This is a genomic window from Paraburkholderia sp. RL17-337-BIB-A (genome assembly GCF_046025895.1).
Classification (GTDB): domain Bacteria; phylum Pseudomonadota; class Gammaproteobacteria; order Burkholderiales; family Burkholderiaceae; genus Paraburkholderia; species Paraburkholderia fungorum_C.
Genome location: NZ_JARESY010000002.1, coordinates 1,504,612 through 1,528,492, shown reverse-complemented (window position 1 = coordinate 1,528,492; position 23,881 = coordinate 1,504,612). Strand labels below are relative to the sequence as shown.

The 23,881-nt window shown below is 57.1% G+C and carries 19 protein-coding genes and 5 pseudogenes; 15 read left to right on the top strand and 9 right to left on the bottom strand.

The window, feature by feature from the left end; translation table 11 throughout:
* The first annotated feature begins 94 nt into the window (after positions 1–94).
* Positions 95–961 (top strand): pirin family protein, encoded by an 867-nt coding sequence (locus tag P0D84_RS27780; protein WP_408341860.1) that lies wholly within the window; start codon positions 95–97, stop codon positions 959–961.
* Positions 962–1,294: 333 nt separating this feature from the next.
* A pseudogene (locus tag P0D84_RS27775) lies at positions 1,295–1,411 on the top strand (transposase); the annotation flags it as partial.
* A 237-nt stretch (positions 1,412–1,648) separates the two neighbouring features.
* On the opposite strand, the gene P0D84_RS27770 reads toward P0D84_RS27775, so the two are convergent.
* Both P0D84_RS27770 and P0D84_RS27765 read right to left on the bottom strand, forming a co-directional pair.
* Complete coding sequence (locus tag P0D84_RS27770; RefSeq protein WP_408341858.1) at positions 1,649–1,963, bottom strand: NIPSNAP family protein; 315 nt, start codon at positions 1,961–1,963, stop codon at positions 1,649–1,651.
* An 829-nt stretch (positions 1,964–2,792) separates the two neighbouring features.
* Positions 2,793–3,851, bottom strand: a complete 1,059-nt coding sequence (locus P0D84_RS27765; RefSeq protein ID WP_408341856.1) for a LacI family DNA-binding transcriptional regulator — start codon at positions 3,849–3,851, stop codon at positions 2,793–2,795.
* A gap of 467 nt (positions 3,852–4,318) precedes the next feature.
* Here P0D84_RS27765 and P0D84_RS27760 point away from each other — a divergent pair, with 467 nt between their 5' ends.
* The 3 genes from P0D84_RS27760 to P0D84_RS27750 all read left to right on the top strand — a co-directional run bounded on the left by P0D84_RS27760 (position 4,319) and on the right by P0D84_RS27750 (position 6,746).
* Positions 4,319–4,681 (top strand): MFS transporter, encoded by a 363-nt coding sequence (locus P0D84_RS27760; protein WP_408341854.1) that lies wholly within the window; start codon positions 4,319–4,321, stop codon positions 4,679–4,681.
* 248 nt (positions 4,682–4,929) lie between these two features.
* Entirely contained in the window at positions 4,930–5,301 is a 372-nt protein-coding gene (locus P0D84_RS27755; RefSeq protein WP_408341852.1) for an SDR family NAD(P)-dependent oxidoreductase, read from the top strand.
* 365 nt (positions 5,302–5,666) lie between these two features.
* Complete coding sequence (locus P0D84_RS27750; protein ID WP_408341850.1) at positions 5,667–6,746, top strand: porin; 1,080 nt, start codon at positions 5,667–5,669, stop codon at positions 6,744–6,746.
* Here the strand turns inward: P0D84_RS27750 and P0D84_RS27745 are convergent.
* A pseudogene (locus P0D84_RS27745) lies at positions 6,743–7,830 on the bottom strand (IS630 family transposase). The gene P0D84_RS27750 and the pseudogene P0D84_RS27745 overlap by 4 nt on opposite strands.
* A 164-nt stretch (positions 7,831–7,994) precedes the next feature.
* Between P0D84_RS27745 and P0D84_RS27740 the strand changes: the two are divergent.
* Positions 7,995–8,369, top strand: a complete 375-nt coding sequence (locus tag P0D84_RS27740; RefSeq protein ID WP_408341848.1) for a BON domain-containing protein — start codon at positions 7,995–7,997, stop codon at positions 8,367–8,369.
* A 566-nt stretch (positions 8,370–8,935) separates the two neighbouring features.
* Here the strand turns inward: P0D84_RS27740 and P0D84_RS27735 are convergent.
* Complete coding sequence (locus tag P0D84_RS27735) at positions 8,936–10,159, bottom strand: class I SAM-dependent methyltransferase (protein WP_408346057.1); 1,224 nt, start codon at positions 10,157–10,159, stop codon at positions 8,936–8,938.
* A gap of 345 nt (positions 10,160–10,504) precedes the next feature.
* Entirely contained in the window at positions 10,505–10,663 is a 159-nt protein-coding gene (locus P0D84_RS27730) for an H-NS family nucleoid-associated regulatory protein (RefSeq protein WP_408341846.1), read from the bottom strand.
* A 2,181-nt stretch (positions 10,664–12,844) separates the two neighbouring features.
* Here P0D84_RS27730 and P0D84_RS27725 point away from each other — a divergent pair.
* Both P0D84_RS27725 and P0D84_RS27720 read left to right on the top strand, forming a co-directional pair.
* Positions 12,845–14,296 carry a catalase gene (locus tag P0D84_RS27725; RefSeq protein ID WP_408346054.1) on the top strand — a complete coding sequence of 484 codons (1,452 nt, stop codon included), beginning with the start codon at positions 12,845–12,847 and terminating at the stop codon, positions 14,294–14,296.
* Between the two features lie 312 nt (positions 14,297–14,608).
* Entirely contained in the window at positions 14,609–14,935 is a 327-nt protein-coding gene (locus tag P0D84_RS27720) for a DUF4148 domain-containing protein (protein WP_408346051.1), read from the top strand.
* A gap of 291 nt (positions 14,936–15,226) precedes the next feature.
* On the opposite strand, the gene P0D84_RS27715 is transcribed toward P0D84_RS27720, so the two are convergent.
* Both P0D84_RS27715 and P0D84_RS27710 read right to left on the bottom strand, forming a co-directional pair.
* Positions 15,227–15,439, bottom strand: a complete 213-nt coding sequence (locus P0D84_RS27715) for a hypothetical protein (protein ID WP_408341844.1) — start codon at positions 15,437–15,439, stop codon at positions 15,227–15,229.
* Positions 15,429–15,980, bottom strand: a pseudogene (locus tag P0D84_RS27710) (IS630 family transposase); the annotation flags it as partial. The gene P0D84_RS27715 and the pseudogene P0D84_RS27710, both read right to left, overlap by 11 nt.
* 117 nt (positions 15,981–16,097) lie before the next feature.
* Here P0D84_RS27710 and P0D84_RS27705 point away from each other — a divergent pair.
* The 4 genes and pseudogenes from P0D84_RS27705 to P0D84_RS27690 all read left to right on the top strand — a co-directional run bounded on the left by P0D84_RS27705 (position 16,098) and on the right by P0D84_RS27690 (position 17,708).
* A complete protein-coding gene (locus tag P0D84_RS27705) occupies positions 16,098–16,283 on the top strand; it encodes a hypothetical protein (protein ID WP_408341843.1) in 186 nt (61 codons plus the stop codon).
* 434 nt (positions 16,284–16,717) lie between these two features.
* Positions 16,718–17,191 carry an acyl-CoA thioesterase gene (locus tag P0D84_RS27700; protein WP_408341841.1) on the top strand — a complete coding sequence of 158 codons (474 nt, stop codon included), beginning with the start codon at positions 16,718–16,720 and terminating at the stop codon, positions 17,189–17,191.
* A gap of 23 nt (positions 17,192–17,214) precedes the next feature.
* Positions 17,215–17,376, top strand: a pseudogene (locus P0D84_RS27695) (cysteine hydrolase); the annotation flags it as partial.
* A gap of 2 nt (positions 17,377–17,378) precedes the next feature.
* Positions 17,379–17,708, top strand: a complete 330-nt coding sequence (locus tag P0D84_RS27690) for a hypothetical protein (protein ID WP_408341839.1) — start codon at positions 17,379–17,381, stop codon at positions 17,706–17,708.
* Positions 17,709–18,301: 593 nt separating this feature from the next.
* Here P0D84_RS27690 and P0D84_RS27680 read toward each other — a convergent pair.
* Positions 18,302–18,655, bottom strand: a pseudogene (locus P0D84_RS27680) (PrpR N-terminal domain-containing protein); the annotation flags it as partial.
* A gap of 134 nt (positions 18,656–18,789) precedes the next feature.
* Between P0D84_RS27680 and P0D84_RS27675 the strand changes: the two are divergent.
* The 3 genes from P0D84_RS27675 (at position 18,790) to P0D84_RS27665 (ending at position 22,152) form a co-directional block, all read left to right on the top strand.
* Positions 18,790–19,677 carry an isocitrate lyase/PEP mutase family protein gene (locus P0D84_RS27675; protein ID WP_408341837.1) on the top strand — a complete coding sequence of 296 codons (888 nt, stop codon included), beginning with the start codon at positions 18,790–18,792 and terminating at the stop codon, positions 19,675–19,677.
* 50 nt (positions 19,678–19,727) lie between these two features.
* The gene (locus P0D84_RS27670) at positions 19,728–21,095 is read left to right on the top strand and encodes an MFS transporter (RefSeq protein WP_408346045.1); all 1,368 of its coding nucleotides are present in this window, start codon (positions 19,728–19,730) and stop codon (positions 21,093–21,095) included.
* Positions 21,096–21,171: 76 nt separating this feature from the next.
* Positions 21,172–22,152, top strand: a complete 981-nt coding sequence (locus P0D84_RS27665) for a D-2-hydroxyacid dehydrogenase family protein (RefSeq protein WP_408341835.1) — start codon at positions 21,172–21,174, stop codon at positions 22,150–22,152.
* Between the two features lie 122 nt (positions 22,153–22,274).
* On the opposite strand, the gene citF is transcribed toward P0D84_RS27665, so the two are convergent.
* Complete coding sequence (gene citF, locus P0D84_RS27660; RefSeq protein WP_408341833.1) at positions 22,275–23,834, bottom strand: citrate lyase subunit alpha; 1,560 nt, start codon at positions 23,832–23,834, stop codon at positions 22,275–22,277.
* Positions 23,835–23,881: the final 47 nt, after the last annotated feature.

Sequence of the window (23,881 nt, the reverse complement as noted above, 5' to 3'; positions counted from 1 at the left end):
GTTCAAACTATGCCGCTATCCAGCATATCGCCCGAGGTCTATCATCTGGTCCTCGATGTCTGGCCCCTTGGCTTGACGTTCACAGGAGATTGTCATGACGAAGATCCTCGGGATTATCAGCGCACCGGCAGGCCATTGGGTCGGCGACGGCTTCCCCGTTCGCTCGTTGTTTACCTATGACAGGCATGGTCACCAATTAAGCCCATTCCTGTTGCTGGACTATGCTGGGCCGACAACATTCAATCCCACTACCAAACCTCGCGGCGTTGGCCAGCATCCACACCGAGGATTTGAAACGGTGACCATCGTCTACGAGGGCGAGGTCGAACATAACGACTCCACTGGAGCGGGCGGCAAGATTGGCCCGGGCGACGTCCAGTGGATGACAGCAGCCTCCGGCATCCTGCACAAGGAATTTCACTCGCGCGATTTCACCCGTACTGGCGGAGCATTGGAAATGGTGCAGTTGTGGGTGAATTTACCTGCCAAGGACAAGATGGCAGCACCGCGCTACCAGACCTTGCTCAACCAGGACATCCCCACCGTCGTACTGTCTGACGGCGCCGGCACGGTGCGGGTAATCGCTGGCGAATACAAAGGACATCGCGGTTCGGCGCAGACTTTTACACCAATCGATGTGTGGGATATCCGGCTGAATAAGGGACACGTTACGAGCTTTAGCGTGCCCGAGGGACACACATTGGCATTGGTGATTCTGCGAGGCTCCGTGCAAATTAACGGTTCACAGCTTGCCCGAGAAGCGCAGATGGTGGTACTCGATCGCGAAGGTAGCGACACCAAACTGGAAGCCAACAGCGATGCCACGGTACTCCTCCTCAGTGGTGAGCCGATCGACGAACCCATCGTCGGTCACGGTCCGTTCGTGATGAACACGATCGAGGAGATCAACCAGGCTATTACGGATTTCAACAGCGGTCGCTTTGGTCAGATGGTCGATTGACCCGGAACACTAATCAGGTACCCAATCAAAAAATAGCTTTGCGGTCGGGGCGGTATTCGTAGGCCCCAACCGAAGCACGCATTAGCCTCGCAACAGATCTACGTCAGTCAGTGAGTCGAGGCGCATGCCACGATCCAAACCTCGCCCGTTCCGTGAATACTCAGCGTGTTTCATGGAAAATGCAGTCCCGACAAAGTCACGCAGAAACGCAACTCATGTTTTGATTTTGTGTCCAAATACTCTCGCGTTGGTTATATCGTGTAGATGGTCGGGCTCTGTAGTTTGTATTCTGGAAGAATCTGACCAGGGCATCACTACGCGCCGACGAGCGCAAAGAACACCGCCGAGCGGGTGTTCGGCATCATCAAGCGCGTAATGGGATTCCGGCAGTTCTCGCTGCGCGGGCTGTCCAATGTTCCCGCGGAATGGTCGCTGGTCGCGCTCGCGTGAAGCATCAAGCGGATGAGTGTATTCCGCGGCGAATAGGACTATAAGGGAACGCCTTGCACGCCTTCAATGCCCCGATTGTTTGACCTAGGGCTTCGAGCTTCGTCTGAAGCCACGGCGAACCGCATCAGCTTTTACTCAATGACCGGCGCCGCAATATCGCTGCCAGTCATCGCACGGCATCACTCTTCCTCGATGCTTCGCATATCACGCTGCTGCATCGCATTCATTGTCATCCCGTTATTTGATTGGCGAGAACGCCGTCGGCACGAGAATCTTGGTTTCCATTGCTTCAATCAGCTCGAAAAGCTTTTTTGCCACTGCTTGCCAGACTGGGTCAGCATACAGTGCTGCACGGCACCGTGTACGCTCGTTCAGGTCGGCGTAGCCCCACATATGAATAATCTGGTTAAGCGGGCCGATGTCGGTCGAAAAGTACCCCACCATCTGAGGAAGGTGTTTCGTTTGGACCTCCATGGCTTCCCGCAGATAGAGGTCCAGATATGCCGGTACCGCACCCGGTTTGACCGTGTAGGTCCGCTGCTCGACAATCATCGCCATTCCTTCCTATGCCTGTACGTGGATCGCCAGATGACCGATCCCTTCGTTTTCCGCGTCCAACCAGTCTTCCGGCATCACCATGGTTCCCCATTGCTCAATGGATACGGTGTTTCATTGCAGCCCCGAAAGAAGGCGCGCTCAGGCATAAGTATAGGGCAAACTAACGCACACGTGTGCATTTCAATTTTCCGGCCTCATTCATCATGCCCCTTGCAGCTGCAGTGTCGACCACCGCTCCGGCCCGGCGTCAGTAGCGCCCGGCAGGAAATACGCGGCACAAGTGATTGGGGTTAGTCACGCCGATGGCGACGTTGGGTCAACTGTAGCCGCTTCGTGGCAACCGCCCTGATTGGTTTTGGCCGGACTTTTAATGTCAGCTGCGCTTACCGGATTGGCCTGTCGGACGTTCCAGCACGGCAGGCTGGTGCGGGAAGCGCAATGCTTGCGACGGTTCAGCAGGCTGCGTTTGGACCCGGATCCGCAATCTTGGGAGGCATATTCAGCTAGTCCTGGGTGAAAGTTGTGGGAGTTATCTGCGCGCGATGCACGCTGCATTACTCACCGAACTGGCCCTAGTGTCCCTTCTTGTGTCGGTGGCATCCTGTTACCAGTGGCGGCAGCAGCCACTCAAATGCGCACGCTGTGAAGTGGCGTAGGAGATAGGCCGGGAACGGGGAGTTGAGGCGGTGCATACCGGCCCGTGCGGCTACAGCGGGCGGCCCGGGCCAGCCCGCGGCTGTGTGGGATCGGTCAGGGCCTGGAAGCTCCGATCGTCCTCCAGCTAATGGGGGATCGTGGCCGCCCTTCTCGCCTGACAGATAACTCACAACGATCTGGTCGATCCTCGCAGCACCAAAGACGGTTCAAACTGGACGGTGCCGTGCGAGACCTCCGGTGCGCCATTCGTTTGGCGCTCGTCGAGACGGGACAGCAGGACAGTAGTCGCAGTGGTGGCGATGTCTTCCACCGGCAACCGCACTGTTGTAATGCCCCCTTCGGCTAATTCGAACCACGCAGGATCGTGATACCCAACGACGGAGACATCTCGTGGCCAGGCGAGTTTCAGTGCCCTCAGCGCCTGCAGCGCACCCAGAGTCAACTCAGCGCTGCCGAGGATGATTCCCGTCGGGCGGTTCCTTGCCGACATCATGGAGGTGACAGCGTATCGCGCAAACTCCGGACGCGGGGATCCGAGCGCTATATTCGCGGGCTTCAGGCGACGTTCGGCCAGCGCGTCCTGGAAGCCGCCAAGCCTCTCTCGTCCCGTACTGAGTGTTTCGTCGCCACCCACGAATGCGAGTCGTCTATGCCCACTATCAAGGAGGTGCCGGGTCGCCCCTTTGATCCCTGCACGATCATCGATAACGACTGCACTGCCGGCAAGGTCGGCGTGAACACGTACGAGTTGTACAGTTTCGACGTTCTGCAACAACGCGGCGGTTTCCGGCCGGGGCTGCGCTGTCGGGACAATGATTAAGCCAGCCGGGCGCGTCTCGAGAATGGCCCTCAGTTCGCGCAATTCGCGGTCCGGGTTATCATCGGTGACGGAAAGCAGAAGCTGCATCGAATGCGATGCGAGGGAGTCAGCCACGATTTTTGCGACGGTCGCGTAAAAGTCGTTCTGTACGTCTGGAATGACGAGGCCCACAAGCGAGCTGCGCTTACCACGCATCATTCTCGCTGAGGCGGATGGGAGATAGCCCATCTGCGCAACCACCGCTCGAACACGCGATTTGGTCAGCTCGCTAATTTTCGGGCTATCGGCCAACGCGCGTGAGACCGTTGTATGCGAGATGTTCAGCGCTTTCGCTATATCGCGTATCGTGACACCCGCGTCCCCTCGCAGTGGCGGTCTTGCTCCCTGCGTGTCGTTGGAACCCATATTGATAATCTCTCCACTAGAAGCACATTAAATTTAGAGGGCCTTTCTGGCACGTAAACGCCCTGGTCATTGGCGCGAGGACAATCATCTGCGATCGTGTCGGTGCGGCATTTTACACCGCGCAATATCGCCACCATGACGTATGGCATCGCATACCCGTCGGTCGAAGCAGAGTCAGGAAGCCGATTGGCTGCCTTCGCTCGGCGTCGGACTGTCGGCGGCGAACTGCACGCTGTTCGTGTTCATCTCGTGGATGCCTGGCTACTTCACTAACGCCCTCCCACCTCAACATGAAGCAAATGAGCGTCCTGAGCGCGGCGCTCTGAGCGTGTGGCGGCATTGACTACTTTGGCGGCAGTCCGGTCGCCGACGCCGTCTTCAAGCGCACGAAGGGCAAGCTGCCCGCTCGAATGATCTCGGCGGTGGTACTGCTCGCGCTGTCGGTTCGGGCGATGCCTGGCTTCAGCATGGTTGATTCCACCTTGCAAGCCGTGATCCTGGTCGCATGCGCCGTAACGTTTCTCACGGCGCCGTCGCAGGCGTGCTTGGCCACCATGCATGAGCTCGTGCCAGGCCGGCATATCGGTGACGGGAGCGGCTTTGTGCACCTGATGAAAAACATCGCCGGCATCGTCGGTCCTACGATGATGGGCTTCGCGGTGCAGTACCTCGGCGGCTATGGCAGCGGCTTCATGCTCGGCGCCGCTATCGAACTGATCGGCATGCTGACGACGATCGTCGTGGCCAGCGACCGCAAGCCGGAAGTACGGTCGAGACGGGCGGCACGGTGGCCTGACGGTTTCACGTCTGCTTGCCGAAGACGCAGGTAAGCGATGCGATGGGTGCACGACACCCAGCACTTCGGCGGTTATCGCAGTGTTTCTGCTCAGAGCGCCAGTGATTTTTGTCGAAGTGCTTACTCCGTGCTAGCGCCCATATGCGCGCATTGGGCTTGATGCAACAGGTGAGAAACCATCTGAGCAGTTGGTCCGGGTTAACTCCATATTGCACACGTGTGCCCCTATAACTATGCTGCACAACATAGACCGCTCCCATCCCCCGGAACAGGAATAGCGACATGAGAAGAACATGGTTTGTGACAGGCGCCGGCCGCGCTATCGGCTCTCAGATCGTCAAGGCGGCGCTTGCCGCCGGAGATTGCGTCATCGCATCGGCCGGCAACCCAGAAGCAATCCCATCCATCCCGGGCGTTCGCGGCTGCCAGGGCGGCACGCTGTATTCCGCGATCAAATTTGCGATCGAGGGCTTCTCGGAATCGCTCGCGCTCGAAGTGGCCCAGTTCGGCGCCAAAGTCACGCCGCTCGAACCCGGTTGCTTTCGCACGGATTTTCTGGACCGTCGCCCTCTTGAATTCGGCATGCGAAACATTTCCGACTACGACGAACATTCATGGACGATTAAGTCCGCACTCCAGTTGAAGAGCTATTAGCACTTGGCGATCCGGTCAAACTGGTCCGGGTGATCGACAAGCTCGCCGGACATGAGCATCCGCCATTCACTGGCAGCCGAAACTGACACCGTCGACGCGATTGCCGTCAAGGTAGACGCAATGCGCGCCGAACTCGATTGGTGGCAAGACCCTTCGCGAACCACCGACATTGCGCCGGGAATTGCGTAGCAGCGTTCGTGGCGAAACACTGGGAGCGCAAACCAGCATGACCTGCCGTCAACAACGAACACGGCCCGATGTAGTTTTTATTATTAAGTATTACTTATATATTTAACTTTAAATCTGGTTCCCATACGCGCGGACTGCGAACCATTACGTTGGCCATGACGCACGAGGAGACACGAATGCTGCAAAAATCGAAGTGTGTATTGCGCCTTGCCGGTTGCACGGCGGGCATGCTGATCTGTGGCCTAACCCACGCGCAAAGCAATGTCACGCTGTTCGGGCTAGTTGACGGTGGCCTCCTTTATACGAGCAAGACTCTCAACGCCACCACGGGCGGCGACGTCGGAAAGCAGTTTTCAATGATCGATGGCGGTTCGTCGTATTCGCAGTTTGGGATCCTGGGGGCCGAAGACCTCGGCGGCGGCCTGCAGGCGAAATTCAAGCTCGAAAGCGGGATCAGCATTGCCAACGGGGGACTCGCCCACTGCAACGGCAACCTCTTTGGCTGCGAGGCGTGGGTTGCACTGGATAGCAACTATGGCGAAGTGAAGGCGGGCCTTCAGTTCTCACCGTTCTTCCTCGCCCTGTACGCGTCGGACCCGCGCAACATGTCCTTTTTCGGCAGCGGCGGCGTCAATCTCGTCGACAATTTCCTTGGCACGAGTATTTTCAGCGCCAGTTCGGTATCCTACACGAGCCCGGAGCTATGGGGCCTGCAGGCCAGCCTCCTGTATTCATTCGGTGGCAAGCCCGGGGATTTTCAGGCAGGCCGCCAATACTCCGCCAGTATCAAGTACGAGTACGGCGGCCTGATGATCAATGCGGCGATCTTCGACGGCAACAGCGGCAGCGCAAACCCGACGCCCACTCCGTCCAACCTCTCAGCCGAAGGCCGCACGATCGGCGCCGCGTTCAAGTTCGGCGCGTTGACGGCAAAGATGTCGTTCGTCAACTACAAGGTCGCCGGCTCTTTCAACAACAATGTCTACGGCGGCGGCCTATCCTGGTACGTCGCGCCGACGCTCGATCTCGACGGCGGCGTGTGGGTGACCAGCGACCGCAACAACACGACCAATCATTCGCTTCTGGCCGCGCTGGGAGCGAGCTATTACCTCTCAAAGAGGACCACGCTCTATGCGCAGGTCGCCTCAGTGAATAATCACGGCGCGATGAACACGGGCCTGTCCGTCAACGGCGCGCTATTCGGCACACATGGCACGACGATGGGCGCCACGGTGGGAATTCGGCATTCATTCTAGGGCTCCGTTCCGCTGATTCGCGAACAAAGTCTGTGAAGCTTTTCGAGCACGGAATCAGAGGAAACGGTCCACGTGAATGGTTTGCAGTTTTCGTTGTAGTGGGAAACGAACTGATCGATACGCGTAATCAGTTGTTTGACCGAGCGAAACGAGCCCCTGCGAATGGCCTTGTCGGTGATCAGCGCAAAGAAGCGTTGGACCTGGTTAAGCCACAAACTTTAGGTAGGAATTAAATGCATATGCCAGCGGGCCTTTGCGGCCAGCCACGTCTTGACCTTGGGATGCCTGTGACTGCTGTAGTTGTCCACGACGCAGTGCACGTCGATTTCAGCCGGTACGGCCTTGTCGATTTCGCGCAGAAACGACAGGAACCCCTGATGTCGATGACGCGGCTTGCAGGTGGCGAGTACTGCGCTATTGAGTACGTTCAGGGCGGCGAACAGCGTGGTGGTGCCATGACGAACGTAGTCGTGCGTGACGCCTTCGACATAGCCGAAGCCCATCGGCAGCATGGGCTGCGTGCGTTCGAGCGCCTAACACTGACTCTTCTCGTCCATGCACAGTACCAGTGTGTTCTCCGGTGGGCTCAAGTACAGACCGACCACGTCACGCTGTTTTCTGACCGAGAATGCATTGATAGAGAGTTCGAAGCTTTCGTTGCGATGCGGTTGTTGCGGACCGAGCAGCTTGAAGTAACGGTGCACACTGCTCGGCGAAATAGCCGTTTCGGCGGCGATCGTGCGCACGCTCCAGTGCGTGGAGCCATCCGCTGGCTTGGTGTGCAGGGTCTTGTGAATCAGTTGAGCCAGCCGCTCATCGTCAATCGTGCGCGGCTTGCCAGGACGTACTTCGTCATACAGCCCGTTGATGCGATACTCCAGGAACCGGATACGCCACTTGCCCACCGTGACGCGCGTGAACTGAAGACGCTGGGCATTTGCGCTGTTGGGCTCCCCGCCGCAGCAGCGAGCACGATGCGCGCACGCATCACCAGCGCCGCCGAAATCGAGCGCGAACGCACTATCGAAGTCAGTTGCGCGCGCTCATCTTTACTCAACACCAGTTCGGCCTTTGGTCGTCCCATGTGCACGCTGGGTATCTCCCGTTCCGTTGATACGAGCATGCTATGTGAATATAGATTAGTTAACAACAGATCGGAACACTAGGCGTGCGCCTCCCGCGGCGACGCACTCGATACCAAAGGCCATCCGTCTGGCCGCTCTATCGCCACTATCACGGATATTCAAGTTGAAAGCCGTTCGCTCAGCCCTCCTTTCCGTTTCACTTTATATCGGCCTTAGCGGGACAGACAGTGCGACAATCGCGCTCGCACAAATCCAGGCTGCCGGTTCGCAAGCGTCGTCGCAGACCGTCGAGGCATCAAATGCCAAAGCCGCGAAGGCCCCCAACCGGGTACTCAGGAAAGTCGTCATTCGCCAACTTTCGCGTACACGCGGACTCAACGTCGACGGGATAAACGTCGTAGCCGAGGACGGCATCGTCACGCTATTGGGTACGGTGCCCGACACCCACCAGATCGATCTTGCGACGGACGCGACAAGAGACATGGCCGGTGTGCGAGAAGTTCGCAATAGCCTGACGCTGCAGACCAATGGGAAATAACGCAGTGGGCATCCTTTGACGCGACGCGGTACCTGAATCGATCCGTGTCGCCAAGGATACAAACACCGTTTTGAACGCGAGGGCAGCCTCGGTCTCTGTACAGTTGACAGGCGCGGGCTACTCTTTTACTTATGAGTAGTTATCCGTATTAGATATTTTTATCGCCTGAGATCGTAATAGTCCAGCCATGCGATGTGGCAAAGCGTTCGTCGGCGCTGTCACGTTACCTTGACGAGGACGAGAAAGCGCAGAGGAGACGTCTTTGCTCAGAAATAAGACGGTTTTTGGGCCAGTCCTGTAAAGCGGGGCCTTGCGGCAAAGTGTTCGCCCAGCAGTTTTCCATACAGCGACGCCCGCAGAAAAGGTCGTTTGAGCGCGGATCAAAGCGGACTACTAACACAGATTCTCCCGATTCGAATCTCGCGCAGGCCGGCCTGCCCGCCCCAAAATACGTTCACGCTGCTTGCTTCGTGTGAGTAGTGGTTCGCACACCGATCCATGCAAAATCACTAGCACTACGATATGACGAGGACTCACAACTAGACTGCTATCGTAATTGTTCCCGTTCACAACGGCGCAGCATACATGTACTTTCTCGAATTTGGTATAGAAACGGCCGGCTGCCCGGATTTCTGACACAAAACCTGGAAGATCGCAACATTATCGACTGAAAATGCGTGAGCACAACCAGCCAAATACACACGCCAAATACGATACTTTTTCTCACCCAGCATTTCTCGGATCTGCGACCCGTTGCGCTCATACTCAGATGTCCACATCTGCAGCGTCTTCATATAGTGACGCCTGAGATTTTCAACGTCCAGCACCTCCAACCCGCCCTCTTGCATGCATTTCAGCGCCATCGAAATGTGAGGAAGTTCGCCCGCCGGGAAGACGTATTTATCAATGAAGGTTCCGCCGCCAAACGGCGTGTCACCGCTCTCAGCGTCGGTGGACGTGATGCCGTGGTTCAACGCAACGCCATCATCCACCAGAAGTCTCTGTAGCTTACTAAAGTAGCGTGGCAGGTTGGCAAGACCAACGTGCTCAAACATGCCAACGCTAGTAATACGATCGAACGTGCCGGTTACATCGCGATAATCCTGCAAACGGATATCAACAAGGTGACAGAGACCTGCCGCAGCGACCCGCTCCCTCGCCAATTCAAATTGGCGTTCTGATAACGTGATACCGACACATTTAATGCCGAAGCGCTCCGCGGCCCGAATCACAAGGGCTCCCCAGCCACAACCGATATCGAGAAGCGTGTTTCCGGGCACTATCCGGATCTTGTTGAGGATGTGATCGATCTTCTTCAGTTGAGCCTGCTCGAGTGTCTCATCACCACGCTCAAAGTAGGCACATGAGTACACCATCCGTTTATCAAGCCACAACTGGTAGAACTCGTTGGAGACATCGTAGTGGTATTGAATCGCCTCCTCATCCTCCTTTTTTGAGTGAGCAACCCGTTTCGCAAGACGAGCCGCAAACCCCGGTTGGTCCCCTTCCACCCGAGCTAGCTTATAAGCCACATCGATGACGTCCGTGAGTTCGCCCTCTACATCAAGCTTCTGCTGCACGTACGCTTCGCCCAGTGTATCAAGTGACGGGTTCAGCAACGCCGGAACGACACTGGAGTCTGCTACTCGGAGGCGAACCGCCGGCTTGTCGAAGTTACCCAATTTGTACGCCTGCCCCGACCAGAGCGTTAGCTCAATTGGGAGATCAGCTACCTGTTTTGCCCGGTCAACCCATCGCCCCACCGCGACCTCAAATACCTTGTCTAGCATTTTCTTCAAGCACCCTTTCGAATATGTTCAATTGAAGAGCGAATGAAAAATGAATTGATGGCCGGGCTTGCACCGCTCATGCCATTTCAACAACATTTAACATTGGCTGGATAGCACAACAACGAGGTCCTCATGACAAGTTGTGCAGCCAGGCTAATATAGTTGAGCCAGGCCGCTATTTCCAATCGAATCTGCGTATTAGCGGTATCAACGCCGGCTATTCCGAAGCGTGTGCCGCAAGCACCTGAGTCGTTTCCTTATATCTTGATCAGCCGTCGACGCAAGCTGTGATTTCCTGCTTAAGAATGCGTAGTGACGACGCGTGACCCGTCAAACGCGATATGCCTATCGCGCCTTCTTGATGAGAAAAGGCGTGCGGTCCTCGCCTTGAATCCACCGAGGGCTGCGCCCCCTTCCGCACCAGGTCTTGCCCGTCCGAGGATCGCGGTACTTAGGCGACCGCGTCCCTCCAACATTTGTGCTTCTCTCTACAGGCTTGTCCACCAATCCCTCCGCTCTATGAAGTTGGTATAGCAACCCACCACTCGAACAACTCGGTCACTGGATATCCGTCTTTGTCAGCTCACTTTGTCAATCATTCAGAGTTGGCGGTTGCATCGAAATCTTGCATTACCCTTTGTTGAACCGACTCCGATCTGCATGCTCCGAGAATTGGAGCATGGCACCGCAAAACCGTGACTCGTGGTCGGCCAAAATATACGGTCCGACATGATGCGCTCCAAGAATCCGCTATTGGGTTGCACCGATACGTTGTAACCAAGATACATTGATGTCGCGCCCGCTCCGGTTGCCAGCACGATGCTTTTGGCTCTGGGCAACGCGCCGCTCGCGAGACACACTCGTGAATACGATTCTGAACCAATGACTCGGCGCGCTACACATCCATGATGTCGACGTCGTAACACTTCACATGCTTTCGAGTGGTGCGGCGGCGAACTTCAACCCCTGGCTTCCTGCATGGAGACGAATCTTGCGATCATCAGCGTACCGACCACTTGCAACCTCGCTGCCCCGAGGCTGTTATGAGCCAGGCCTGAGGCACTACGCCTCGCACACGACATCGCATTTCCGTCGCAGGGGTCGTCGGATCGAATCGGGTTCACGTCCCAATCAGTATGTCGATGTCCACGGAAGCGAAGTTGCCGCCACATACGTTGCTAACGGTGACTCCGATGACGCCGTACTACAGACTGCGGGAAAGTAATTGGACGCTCTCGTAACAACAATCGTCTTATTCCTCGAAGAAGGCCCCGAATTCAAGGGTGCACGACCAGTCTGGATCGGTCGTCTGACCGGCTAACGCTCATCCTGAAGGAATGTAGATTTCCCTGTGGCGGACGATGACTCAATGCCCAAAATACATACTGCAAAAGCTTTTCGGCCCAACGCATCCGCTCGATGGTTTCGTTGTCAGCGTCGAGCACCCCGCAAACAACACTACAACTGCCGCCGCAGCCACCAGGCTGACGGTGTTTGCCGCAGTACGGCCGAACCTGCGAGTCGCGCCGCGGAGTTCATCTTTTCCTGATACTGCAAAAGTTGCTTTCGTTTGGACTGTCTTCATCACATTACCTTGTCTGAATCATTCAGGGCGGGTGTGGTTCTATATACGCCTGCGCCCCCATTAAGTGTTAGTGTGCTTAATCCGGCATGGAAGAACCGATCGGAACGGATTTACCTTCTTGGGCCGTGGGTTGAGCGTGCTATTCGAGTTGAGCAACCAGTGGGGCGAACTGCGGAACGACATCTGGGTAAGACGTCTCGGTTACAAAACGCCGACCTTGCTGGTTGGCCTGTTCCAGTTCTCGGTAGACCTCACCCGGCGTCTTTCGGATTGCCCAGCGTGCGATGATGCAAGAGCAGAAATCGATGCTGCCAATAATGCAAACTTCTTCATCTTCCTCACTCTTAAAGACGATTGCTAACGGAAATGAGATTCTTATCTATTAGATAGGTCAACGCAAAACAAAAATTTCTATAGGTGCGATTGCCACTCATTGACGAGATATGAATGGTACTTATCTCCTCCACAATGGGTGTATTACTAGTTGATTTTCCGTATGATGACGTGACGCAATCGCTTGATTTTCGTTGCACGTTCGCATAGATCGCGCCGTCAAGGATATCTGGCGTTCCCACTTTTTTTCTTCTTCCGCGAACGCACTCACTGACAGTGAAAGTTGCTTCCGTCTTATACGATTCAGTTTGACCTCGCCTATTATCAGCAAGCGGTCATCGACTTTTCAATAGAGCACTGCAATCCCCGTTGGATCATAACTCGCATCGGAGAATATGGTGATTCTGGAAAGCCGTCGATTTCTGCCAATCATGGCTGAAAATGCGCCATCGGAGGTCACCACGTCGCCCATATAGACGCGACAGTCACGCACGTCCCACACCAAACCTCAATGGGTGAGGTTGCGTCGAACCTTCAATGACCCGTTACTTATGGATAGCAGACCGTACGTCTATTGATTTAATTGAAAACCGGTATTGGAGTGATCTTCGTCGTTGCTTGTAGGATTCGTCCCAGCAGACATATTGGTCTCTATCAACCGCCACCGTTCAGGAGTAGAAATGGCAGTCATACACCGAATCCTCAAGCAAACCGTCATCTCGGTGGCGGTCGGCGTTGCGTCGCTGCACTTCGCCAATGCACAAGACATGACGCGCGATAACGGCTCGCCCGTTGGCGATAACGAGAATTCGCAAACCGCTGGTCCGCAGGGCCCTGTGGTCCTCCAGGACTCGCACCTTATCGAGAAGCTCCAGCGTTTCGACCGCGAACGCATCCCCGAGCGTGTCGTTCACGCTCGAGGCACTGGCGCATTCGGTGAGTTCGTACCCACCGCCGATATATCGAATCTGACGGTGGCGAAGGTGTTCACTCCCGGCACGAAAACGCCGGTCTTCGTTCGGTTCTCGACCGTAATGGGTTACAGAGGTTCGCCCGAACAAGCGCGTGACCCGCGTGGTTTCGCTACGAAGTTCTACACCGCACAGGGGAACTGGGACATCGTTGGGATCAACAAGCCGATCTTTTTCATACGCGACGCAATCAAGTTTCCTGATTTCGTTCATGCAAACAAGCCTGGCGCGGTAACTGGTGTTCAGGACGCTAATCTGGCGTACGACTTCTTTGCTCATACTCCGGAATCGACGAACATGTTGACGCACATGTACGCTAATGAGGGCATGCCTGATTCGTATCGGCATATGGACGGATGGGGAGTACACGCGTTCAAGATGATCAATGCCAAGGGCGAGGTGCACTACGTCAAGTTCCACTGGCGCAGCGACCAGGGTCTCAAGAATCTGCGTCCGCAGGAGATTCCGGCGTCGATCGGCAACGACTGGAACATGATGACCAATGATCTGTATGGCGCAATCCGCAAAGGCGACAATCCGAAGTGGGATCTGTACATTCAGGTGCTCAGTCCATCTGACCTCGACAAGTTTGACTACGATGCCCTGGACGACACAAAGGAATGGTTGAACGTGCCGGAGATGAAGGTCGGCACCATGACGCTGAATCGCGTTCCAGACAATTACTTCGAAAGTACGGAAGAATCCGCCTTTGCCCCGTCTCGTCTGGTACCTGGCATCGAGGCCTCAGAAGACCGCATGCTCCAGGGTCGCCTGTTTGCTTATGCCGACACGCAGATGTATCGTCTGGGCGCGAACTACAACTCGCTGCCAATCAATCGACCGCTCATCACTGTCCAAAATAACAACCAGGACGGCCCTATGAATTCAGGTCATCGCACAGGCGAAGTTAACTACGAACCGTCCGGAATCAATGAGATTTCTCAGGACCCGAAATATAAATACACGCAGACACCGCTTGCCGGCACCACCCAGCAGATCGCGATTCACAAGCAGCAGGACTTCAAGCAGGCGGGAATGTACTATCGTGCGCTGCCGGCGTCCGAAAAGGCCGACCTCGTGACAGCGCTGTCTGGCGATCTGCGCCATGTGACGAACGACAAGAACAGGTACACCATGCTGTCGTATTTCAACAAGGCCGATTCGGATCTTGGAGCGCGACTTGAGCGAGCACTGGGTGCCGACCCGGCGCGCGTCCAGTCGCTGTCGGCGAAGCTTTCTGACAATTAACCAAAATGGTGATGCGCGGCTTCAAATCCGCGCGTTGCCTGCAACGTTTCGCTTCGGTCCATGATCGAGTGGGCAATCTCTTCAGGTATTGCCGTTACCACACCGACAGAAAACAGAAGCGGCGCTTCGCTCTTAGGCGTTTGAAGCTTTGGGAAGACATTACGGACGCTCCGGTACTGGAGCGACTTGCTGCTTAAATTAGGTATGCGTTTTTTCTGCGAGCTCGAACGCATGTCGTTCGACGACTTGACAATACCAAACCCCCATATTTTTCCATTTCGTGCCCCGTACCTCATACAGGAAAGCTTCACCATGAATGTCAGAACTCTTTTTTCCGCCGTCGCGCTCGCGTCGGCCTTGGCCGCGCCGGCAGTATCGTTCGCTCAACAATCGAACGGGCCGGTGACGCGTGCGCAGGTGCGCGCCGAACTCGTCGAGCTTGAAAGGGCCGGCTTTACCCCCCGCGGCGAAAATGTCAACTACCCCGAAGATATCCAGGCTGCCGAAGCTCGGGTGGTGGCAAAAAAAAGTGGGGCGAGCAGCTACGGTGGCGTGGTCAGTTCGTCGGCCTCCGGCGCTCCCGCAGCAGTCCGCGCTGGAGCCAATGACGGCATGAAACCGATTGACTCCGGTTCCTAAACGTCAGGTGACGAGTGGCCGGCAGCGTGACCGGTCGCAAGGCACCGTCTGCTCAGGCGAGCACAGATCCTGCACGCGTCGGCAGACGAACCTGGCCCGGCTCGCCGGCAACGCTTCTGGTCGCTGACGTCGTCAACCGGTCGCAGAACTGGTACGAAGTGAATAACAGCATAAAAGGCAACGTGGATGAGCGTCACGATCTATCACAAGGGTGTCTCGCCAATTTCTGCCGCGACGATCTGGGCGGTCGACGGCGACTATCTCCCGGTTGAGTGGTCGGTGCTGCTCGTGTCACTGTTGTCCGTTGCGGCGCTCGTCATTGCGATGCGCCTGGGGTCCCGAAAGGAAATGCGTCGGCCGTGCCCGTCCCGTCCAGCGGGGCCAGGCTGTCGCCGAGTGCTTCCGCGTCCGCGCCATCAGCAAATCCATCAACGCTAACAGGACAGCAGGGACGACGAACGTCATGTGGATACTGATTCCCCAGGCGAGTTCACGACTGATCATGGCTTTTCTCGTCCATGCACAGCACCATGGCCTTGAGCGGCGGGTCCAGGTAAAGCCCGACGATATCTCGGACCTTGTCGACGAACATCGGATCGCTGGAAAGCTTGAACGTTTCCTGCCGATGCGGCTGCAAACCAAAGGCACGCCAGATCCGCGTGACCGCCGTCTGCGACAATTTCATTTCGCGAGCCATCGTGCGCGTGCTCCAGTGAGTCGCGCCGACAGGCACGGACTCGAGCGTCCTGGCGATGACCGCATCGACGCACGCGTCATCAATCGTCCTCGGTGCGCCGGGCCGTGGTGCATCGAGCAGTCCGTCCACACGATGGATCACGAACCGCGCCCGCCACTTCGAAACCGTTTGCTGAGTGACCCGCTGTTTCGCCGCGACTGTCTTGTTGTCCATGCCATCGGCACAGGCCAACACGATGCGCGCCCGCAATGCCAGGGCCTGAGCAGTCTTGCGTCGCATAGTCAGCGCTTGCAGGTCTTCGCGCTCCGATTCGCTCAGCACGAGTTCCCCTTTGGGCCTTCCACTCATCGTTGCCTCCGCGTATCAAGTGCTACACAGAACACGTTATGCGTGATCGGCATCATTTAATGAATTTTTAACTCAAGACACTAGACCGTTGAACATATAGGTGGCAATTCCGAGTCGATGAACAACCCTTCTTCTGACGGCCAGCATCCGGTCGATGCAGGTCTTTTCTATCAGGGTTATTTCGCATGCCTGACGACCTACGGTCTGATCGGCCACTGCGTCAGGCAGCACTGCCAGCAGGATCAGTTTCGTCCGACATACATGCAATGCACGCGTTATATCGATTTCCATATCATTCTGTGAATAACGGTCGGGCGTCACAGATTAGCGGCGTCGGCGACGAATTTTTCAGATCCGCGTCGGGCAGCCCGATACCGTCGCAGTGTTGCCGCGCGAGGAGCACCTGCCATCGATAATCGACACAGTTCGCATGCGAAAAAGATTCATTCTCGACCGTTTGAGACGCCGACCTGGGCTGGTACGTGTTAGGCACCAAGCTGGTTCGCATTCGGACGTCAGTGGACACAGGCCATGGCTGCGTCGGCTTTCGCGAGCCGAGCGTGTGGCGATGGACGAGGCAAAGCAGCGCGCGGAGCAACCGCGCACTGCCTAACCACGCGTCGTTTTTTGTCGTCCTTGCCAAGAACTAGGGAAAACCCTTATATTGCATCAATACTAGGTGTTAACCCTAGAATCGTTTCCATATCAGGCCACGCCACTCTCAAGGATAGATACCGATGAATTTTCATACCCGAAAATGGGTCAAGCCCGAAGACCTGAACCCGAACGGCACGCTGTTCGGCGGTAGCCTGCTGCGCTGGATCGACGAAGAAGCCGCGATCTATGCGATCTGCCAGCTCGACAACCAGCGCATTGTCACGAAGTTCATGTCAGAGATCAATTTCGTTAGCTCGGCTCGTCAAGGCGACGTCATCGAGCTCGGCATGACTGCGACGCACTTCGGCAGCACGTCGATCACGCTGCGCTGCGAAGTTCGCAACAAGATCACGCGTAAGAGCATTCTGACTGTCGAGAAGATGGTATTCGTCAATCTCAACGAGAACGGCGAGCCGGCGCCGCATGGGCGGACGAAGATCTGTTACGCGGATGAGGCGTTTGAGCGGTACCGCGAGAACATGTCGCTCGTCGTGCAGCCGGCGGTGGGCGACACTGACGCAATAGCGCGAGTCGAAGCAGATACGATGCACTGAGCGGCTTGCGCGGCCTGTCATTGCGAGGGGCATACGCGCGTGGGTTCAGCGTAACCATTGCCGTGGACTCCATGACCGATCTGAGCGCTGAAGCCTACGTCAACAGCATCGCCCGAATCTTCCCGAGGCTGGGTCAGACCGGCACGACCCAGGAAATCATTGATGTCCTTAAAAGGAGAGATTGACAATGGAATGGATTCACTACGTGTCTTACTTCTTCGGCGGCGCTTTTCTTATGAACGCCCTCCCGCACCTGGTCAGCGGAATAATGGGGAGACCGTTTCAGAGTCCCTTTGCCAGACCGCCGGGGCAAGGACTCTCCTCTTCGACCGTGAACGTGCTGTGGGGATTTCTCAACATCGTCGCCGGATATGTTCTTGTATTACGTGTTGGGAATTTTGATCTGCGCTCGACGGACCATGTTGTTGCCGCCGGGCTAGGCGCCCTTCTCACCGGCATGATGCTGGCGCGCATGTTCGGGCGGTTCAACGGTGGTAATTCACTCAGTGCCTCGTAAGCTGGCCGGCGAAAGACACTCCCGTTGGCCCCGCGGTTTCAACTACCGGGTTTGAGCAGGCGGGGCGCAAGTATCCAACGTGTGAACCTGGACAGCTTCACTTCTTCAGTAGCCTCCAAAGCGCGGTACGTCCGATCCCGAGCGCACGGCTCGCCGCGGCACGGTTGTTGCCGTTTCTTTCCAGAGCACGTAGTACGTCGTCGCGAGTCACGGCCGCGGGCGGCGAGCCGACGACCTTGCCATTGGCCGCTGGGGCGGGCGGCGCATGCATGCGTCCGAACTCCGAAAAAACGTCCCGCAGATCCTGCCATCCGCAGCTCGCCGCATCGCCCAGATAAATCGCCGCGCGCTAGCAGGTTCTCAAGCTCCCGCACGTTGCCGGGCCACGCGTAATGTTCGAACAGCGGCGCCAGAAATTCCAGCACGCGCTCCGCGGTGCTGGCATCTTGCATCGTGACCACCGACCCGGAACGCAAGTCATGCTCGACGATCGGCACACAGTTCACGATCAGCGCACGGCCGTCGATCTGCTCGATGCGCTCGTCGATCGGCGCGTCGGTGTCGAGCGTTTCGCGCAGCAGCGGGCCGACCGCGATACCGCTCAGCACGTCGAAGCCGTTCACCTTGACCATCACGACCGGCACGCTAAGGTTGTCGCGCAGATACGCGCCGTTTGAGCCGGCGGCGAGTACGACGTCGACCGTGCCAGCATCGACATACGCCTGCAGCGCGGTCACGGCAGCGCCGTAGCCCTCGCGTACCGAAAAGAACTTTGCGCGCTCCGCATAGCGGGGCGCGACGGTTTCGCACAGCGCTCTCAGCCGGCTGATGCTGACCAGCGCGATGCCCGGGCGGCCCTGGTTCGGGTTCGAGACAAGCGTTGACACGATGGAGTCTCCGGAGACGATGGAACGATCATGAAACGTTCCGCGGAACAAGTGGAACATTTTTGCACGACCGCCTCTCAGCACACTGCTTTCGATAAGTCCATGTTTTTGCAAACGAAACAGAAAGAGGCTCACGATCGGCACGCTTCCTGCGTAAGTCGGCCACCTCAAGCAATTATCCGGAGACACAAGCTATGACTATCTCTTCCACTGCTCGCCGCGCGGCGTTCCGCGCCAAAGTCAACCAACGCCAGGGCCTGCTCGTGCCGGGCGCCTTCAACGCAATGAGCGCGCGCGTGATTGAAGACGCCGGCTTCGAAGCGCTCTACATCACGGGCGCGGGCGTCACCAACATGTCGCTCGGGCTGCCCGATCTCGGCTTCATCGGTCTTGCCGAAGTCGCCGAGCATTGCGCGCGGATTCGCGACGCGGTCGCGCTGCCGCTGATCGTCGATGCTGACACCGGCTTTGGCAACGCACTGAATGTACGCCAGACCGTACGCGTGCTGGAGCGCAGCGGCGCCGACGTGATCCAGTTTGAAGATCAGATCATGCCGAAGAAATGCGGCCACTTCTCCGGCAAGGAAGTGGTCAGCGCGAGCGAGATGGTCGGCAAGATCCGCGCCGCTGTGGATGCCCGTGAAGACGGCAATCTGCAAATCATGGCGCGCACCGATTCGGCCGCGGTCCATGGTATCGAAGACGCGATCGAGCGCGGCCATCGTTTCATCGAAGCCGGCGCCGACATTCTGTTTATCGAAGCGACCGAATCGCTCGCCGATATCGAACGTTTGCCGTCGCTGTTCGACACGCCGCAATTGATCAACATCGTGATCGGCGGCAAGACGCCCGTGCAATCGCGTGAAGCGCTTGCCAAGCTCGGCTACGGCATCGTCCTGTACGCGAACGCGGCGCTGCAAGGCGCGGTGCTCGGCATGCAGCGCGCGCTCGGCACGCTGAAGAGCAATGGGCGCCTCGATGAAGACGCGACGCTCGTCGCGCCGTTCAGCGAACGCCAGCGGCTCGTCAACAAGCCGCTGTACGACCAGCTCGACCGCGAATACGCAGCAAAAGACAAGTGAACAGCACCATCATTCGATCACATCAATAAAATCTAGGAGACTTCATGGAAATGCCCCCTAACCTACGCGACACGCGTGACATCAATGCAGCCGCCATCGCGAGCGCCCGACATGCTGGGAGCACAGAGAGCGCTGCGGCGCCGGTGCGCATCCGCTCGATTGTCGGCGGCTTGGCTGGCAATCTGATCGAGTGGTACGACTTTCTCGCATACAGCATCTTCTCGATCTATTTCGCGAAATCGTTCTTCCCGAGCGACAAGCCAACGGTGCAATTGATGAACACCGCCGCGATCGCGGCGGTCGGCTATGTGGCGCGGCCGCTCGGCAGTTGGCTGATCGGGCTCTACGCGGATCGGCGCGGCCGTAAATCGGCGTTGACCTGGTCCGTCACGGCAATGTGCGTCGGCTCTTTGATGATCGCCGTCACGCCGGGGTACGCGACGATCGGCGTGTTCGCGCCGATTGCGCTGATTCTCGCGCGGTTGTTACAAGGCTTGAGCATGGGGGGCGAATACGGCACCAGTGCGACCTATTTGAGCGAAATTGCTCCGCCAAACCGCCGCGGCTTCTATCTTGGCTTTCTGCAGGTCAGCGTGGTGGCCGGGCAACTGGTCGCGCTCGCGTTGATGCTGGTGATGCAGAACGTGCTGTTCACGTCGCAGCAGATCGAGCGTTGGGGCTGGCGCATTCCTTTCGTGATCGGCGGCGCGCTCGCGCTGTTTGCGCTGTACATGCGCCGTAACGTCACTGAAACCGAAGCGTTCAAACAGAGTGCGCGGCAAACGGGGCCATCGGTCGGCCGGCAGATGCTGCAGCACTGGCGGCAGCTCGCGCTTGCCATCGGCATCACGGTTGGCGGCACTGTCGGCTTCTATACCTACACGGTGTACATGCAGAAGTACCTGGTCAATTCGGTCGGGCTCAGCAAGGAAACATCAACGCTTATCTCCGCCGGCGCGCTGCTGCTGTATATGCCGCTGCAGCCGCTGTTCGGCCTCGCGTCGGATGTGTTTGGCCGGCGCCCGGTGCTGATCTGTTTCGGCGTGTGCTGCACGTTCTTCTCAGTGCCGTTGTTTACGGCGCTCAGTCACACCAAAGATCCGCTCATTGCGTTCCTGCTGTCGTTCGCCGGACTCGTGATGCTGAGCGGATTCACGTCGGTCCACATGCTCGCGAAGACCGAGCTGTTTCCGGCGCGAATCCGTGCACTCGCAGTCGGCTTGCCTTACGCGCTGACCACCGCGATTCTAGGTGGCACGACGGAGTTCGTCGCGTTGCGCTTCAAGGCGAACGGTCACGAACAGTACTTTTATTGGTACGTTACCGCGTGGGCGGCGGTGTCGCTTCTCGTCTATCTACGGATGCCGGAAACCCATTGTCGAAAAATCGCAGCAATTGAAACGCGCGAGGTAGCCTGATAAAAATGGACGCAGTTTTAACTCAGTTAAAAACTGTTTTACTACTGGGTCCGCTTTTCTTATAAAGAGACGACAAATGAAAATTGCGATACTTGATGACTATCACGACACCATACGCACGCTACCTTGTTTCGACAAATTGATAGGCCACGACGTCACGATCTGGAACGATCATGTACAAAATGTTGATGTGCTAGCTGAACGATTACAAGAGACCGAAGTACTAGTATTGAATCGCGAGCGCACCAAAATTCAGGCTGCGTTATTAGAGCGCCTCCCTAATCTCAAACTGATCAGCCAACGTAGCGTTTATCCACACATCGACATTATTGCCTGCACACGACTCGGCGTGATCGTCTCATCTAGTCAGCACGCTGATACCCCCAACTATGCTGCAGCAGAAATGACGTGGGGCCTGGTGCTTGCTGGTGTGCGCCAGATTCCCCAGCAAATGTCGGCTCTCCAGACAGGGAAGTGGCAAATTGGTGCTGGTAGTACTTTGCGTGAGAAGACCTTAGGTGTTTACGGTTATGGCCGGATCGGGCGCGTGGTTGCTGGATATGGCAAAGCCTTTGGTATGAAAGTGTTGATATGGGCGCGCGCAGAATCGCTCAAGAAAGCAATAGAGGATGGCTACGAAATTGCTGAGAATAAGCAGGCTTTTTTTGAAACATCTGATGTCATTTCTCTGCATATGCGATTGTACGATGCAACGCGCGGCATCGTCACCGCTGAGGATCTCGCCCACATGAAGACGACCGCACTGATCGTCAACACCAGCCGGGCAGCACTTATAGTACCAGGCGCATTGGTACAGGCTCTGCAAGCAGGGCGCCCAGGAATGGCTGCCGTGGATGTGTTCGAAGATGAGCCGGTGCTGGACATTAAACATCCTTTACTCAACATGGATAATGTTGTTTGTACGCCGCATCTCGGCTATGTATCGCGTGATGAATTTGAAATCCAGTTTACCGATATTTTTGATCAGATTGTTGCCTTTGCAAATGGCCACCCAACGCATGTTGTGAATCCAGAAGTGCTAAAAAAACGTCGTTAGTCTACAACCCTCACCCAGGGAGTGAATCGGTATGAACTCCAGCGACAAGTACAAGGCTCTGCTGATGATCTGGATGCTCCTTTGAGGGACGTGGCGAAGCCGGCGATTACCGGCTCTGTGCGCTAGTTGAGCGAACCGGCTTGCCTCAGCACATCGATCACCGTGCCGTCGCGATACTGCTGAAGCGCGACGATCTTCTTCCCCTGGTCAACGGTAGCGTCGGCGCGCAGCGTGGGCGATGCATCGGTTTGAGACAGATCGTGAAGACGTGCAAGCGGCACGACATTTACACCGGCAGCGACGAGCCGCGCGGCAAGCTCTTCGCGAAGCGGGTTCACCGCCACACCTGCTTCGGTGACGACCACATCGATGGTGGACCCGGGGGTGGTCACCGTCGTCACGCTGTCGACGATCTTCGGATACTTGCCGGCCTTCAGACGCGTCGTCACGATCGCGAGCCTCGCGCCGCACGCGGTATCAGCGTGACCACCCGAGCCGCCCATTAGAACGCCGTTGGAGCGGGTGGTGACATTGACATTGAAATCCAGGTCGACTTCGGCTGCACCCAGAATCATCGTGTCCAGCCGGTTCGCTACCGCGCCCCGATTCCACGGATTCGCGTACAGCGACGCAGACATCCCCTGATGAGCCGGATTGTCGCGGTACGAGCGCACCGCACGAAGGTCGAAGCACTGTACGTCGAAGAGCGTGCGGAACAGTCCGGCCTCCAGCATGTCGACGATCTGCCCGGTAATGCCGCCGGCAGCGAAGCTGCCTTGAACATGCTTGTCGCGCATCAGTTGCCCCACATATTTCGCAACCGCGAGCGAAATCCCGCCTGCGCCGGTCTGAAAAGAGAACCCGTCCACGAGCAGACCCGACGCATCGATAACCGCAGCGGCGCTCTGAGCGATCTGCAGACCCACCGGATCCTCGGTCACGCGGGTGCTGCCCGACACGATCTGCGAAGCGTCGCCGATTTCCGGCACGGCTACGACGAAGTCGACAAGGTCCTGAGTGATTTCGCCCGGACAGGCGGGATACGGCACGAGGTTGTCGGTCACGGCGACCACCCGGCGCGCCGAGCGCGCATCGACCTGCGCATAACCCAGTGTGCCGCAAGCGGACGGACCGTCGACGCCGTTCAGGTTGCCGTAGTCATCGGCAGTCGGCGCCGCGATAAAGGCGACATCGATGGGCAGCTCGCCGGACTCGATCGCTCGTGCACGGCCGCCGTGGGTTTGCAGGACTGCAGGGTTGCGCAGCAAGCCTGCGCTGATCGCCTCGGCGACGGGTCCGGCAACATAGGCTGTATATATGCCGGTCACCACGCCCGTGCGCATGTGCTCCACCAAAGGTGCATGGACCGGAAAGATTGAACTGGGTGCGATCGTTAGATCGCGCAACCCCCTTTTGGCCGCTTCGGCGAGCACCAGATTCAGCAGATGATCGCCGTTACGCATGTGGTGATGAAAGGACAGCGTCGCGCCGTCGCGCACCCCGCATGCGTCGAGCGCGGCGCCGATGTCGGACAGAAGCTTGCTCGCCCCGGTCTGTTCCGAGATTGACCGCACCGAGGCGAAGACAACCTCCTGCGGCTCGCGACTGACGCCGGAAAAACGCTGGACCTTGCCATAGCCGTCGACATAGTCAGGAATCGTTCGCGCTGAAATGCTCGCCATGCTGGTTCTCCCAAGTGATTGCACGTTGGGAGCCAGTGTAGGGAGTG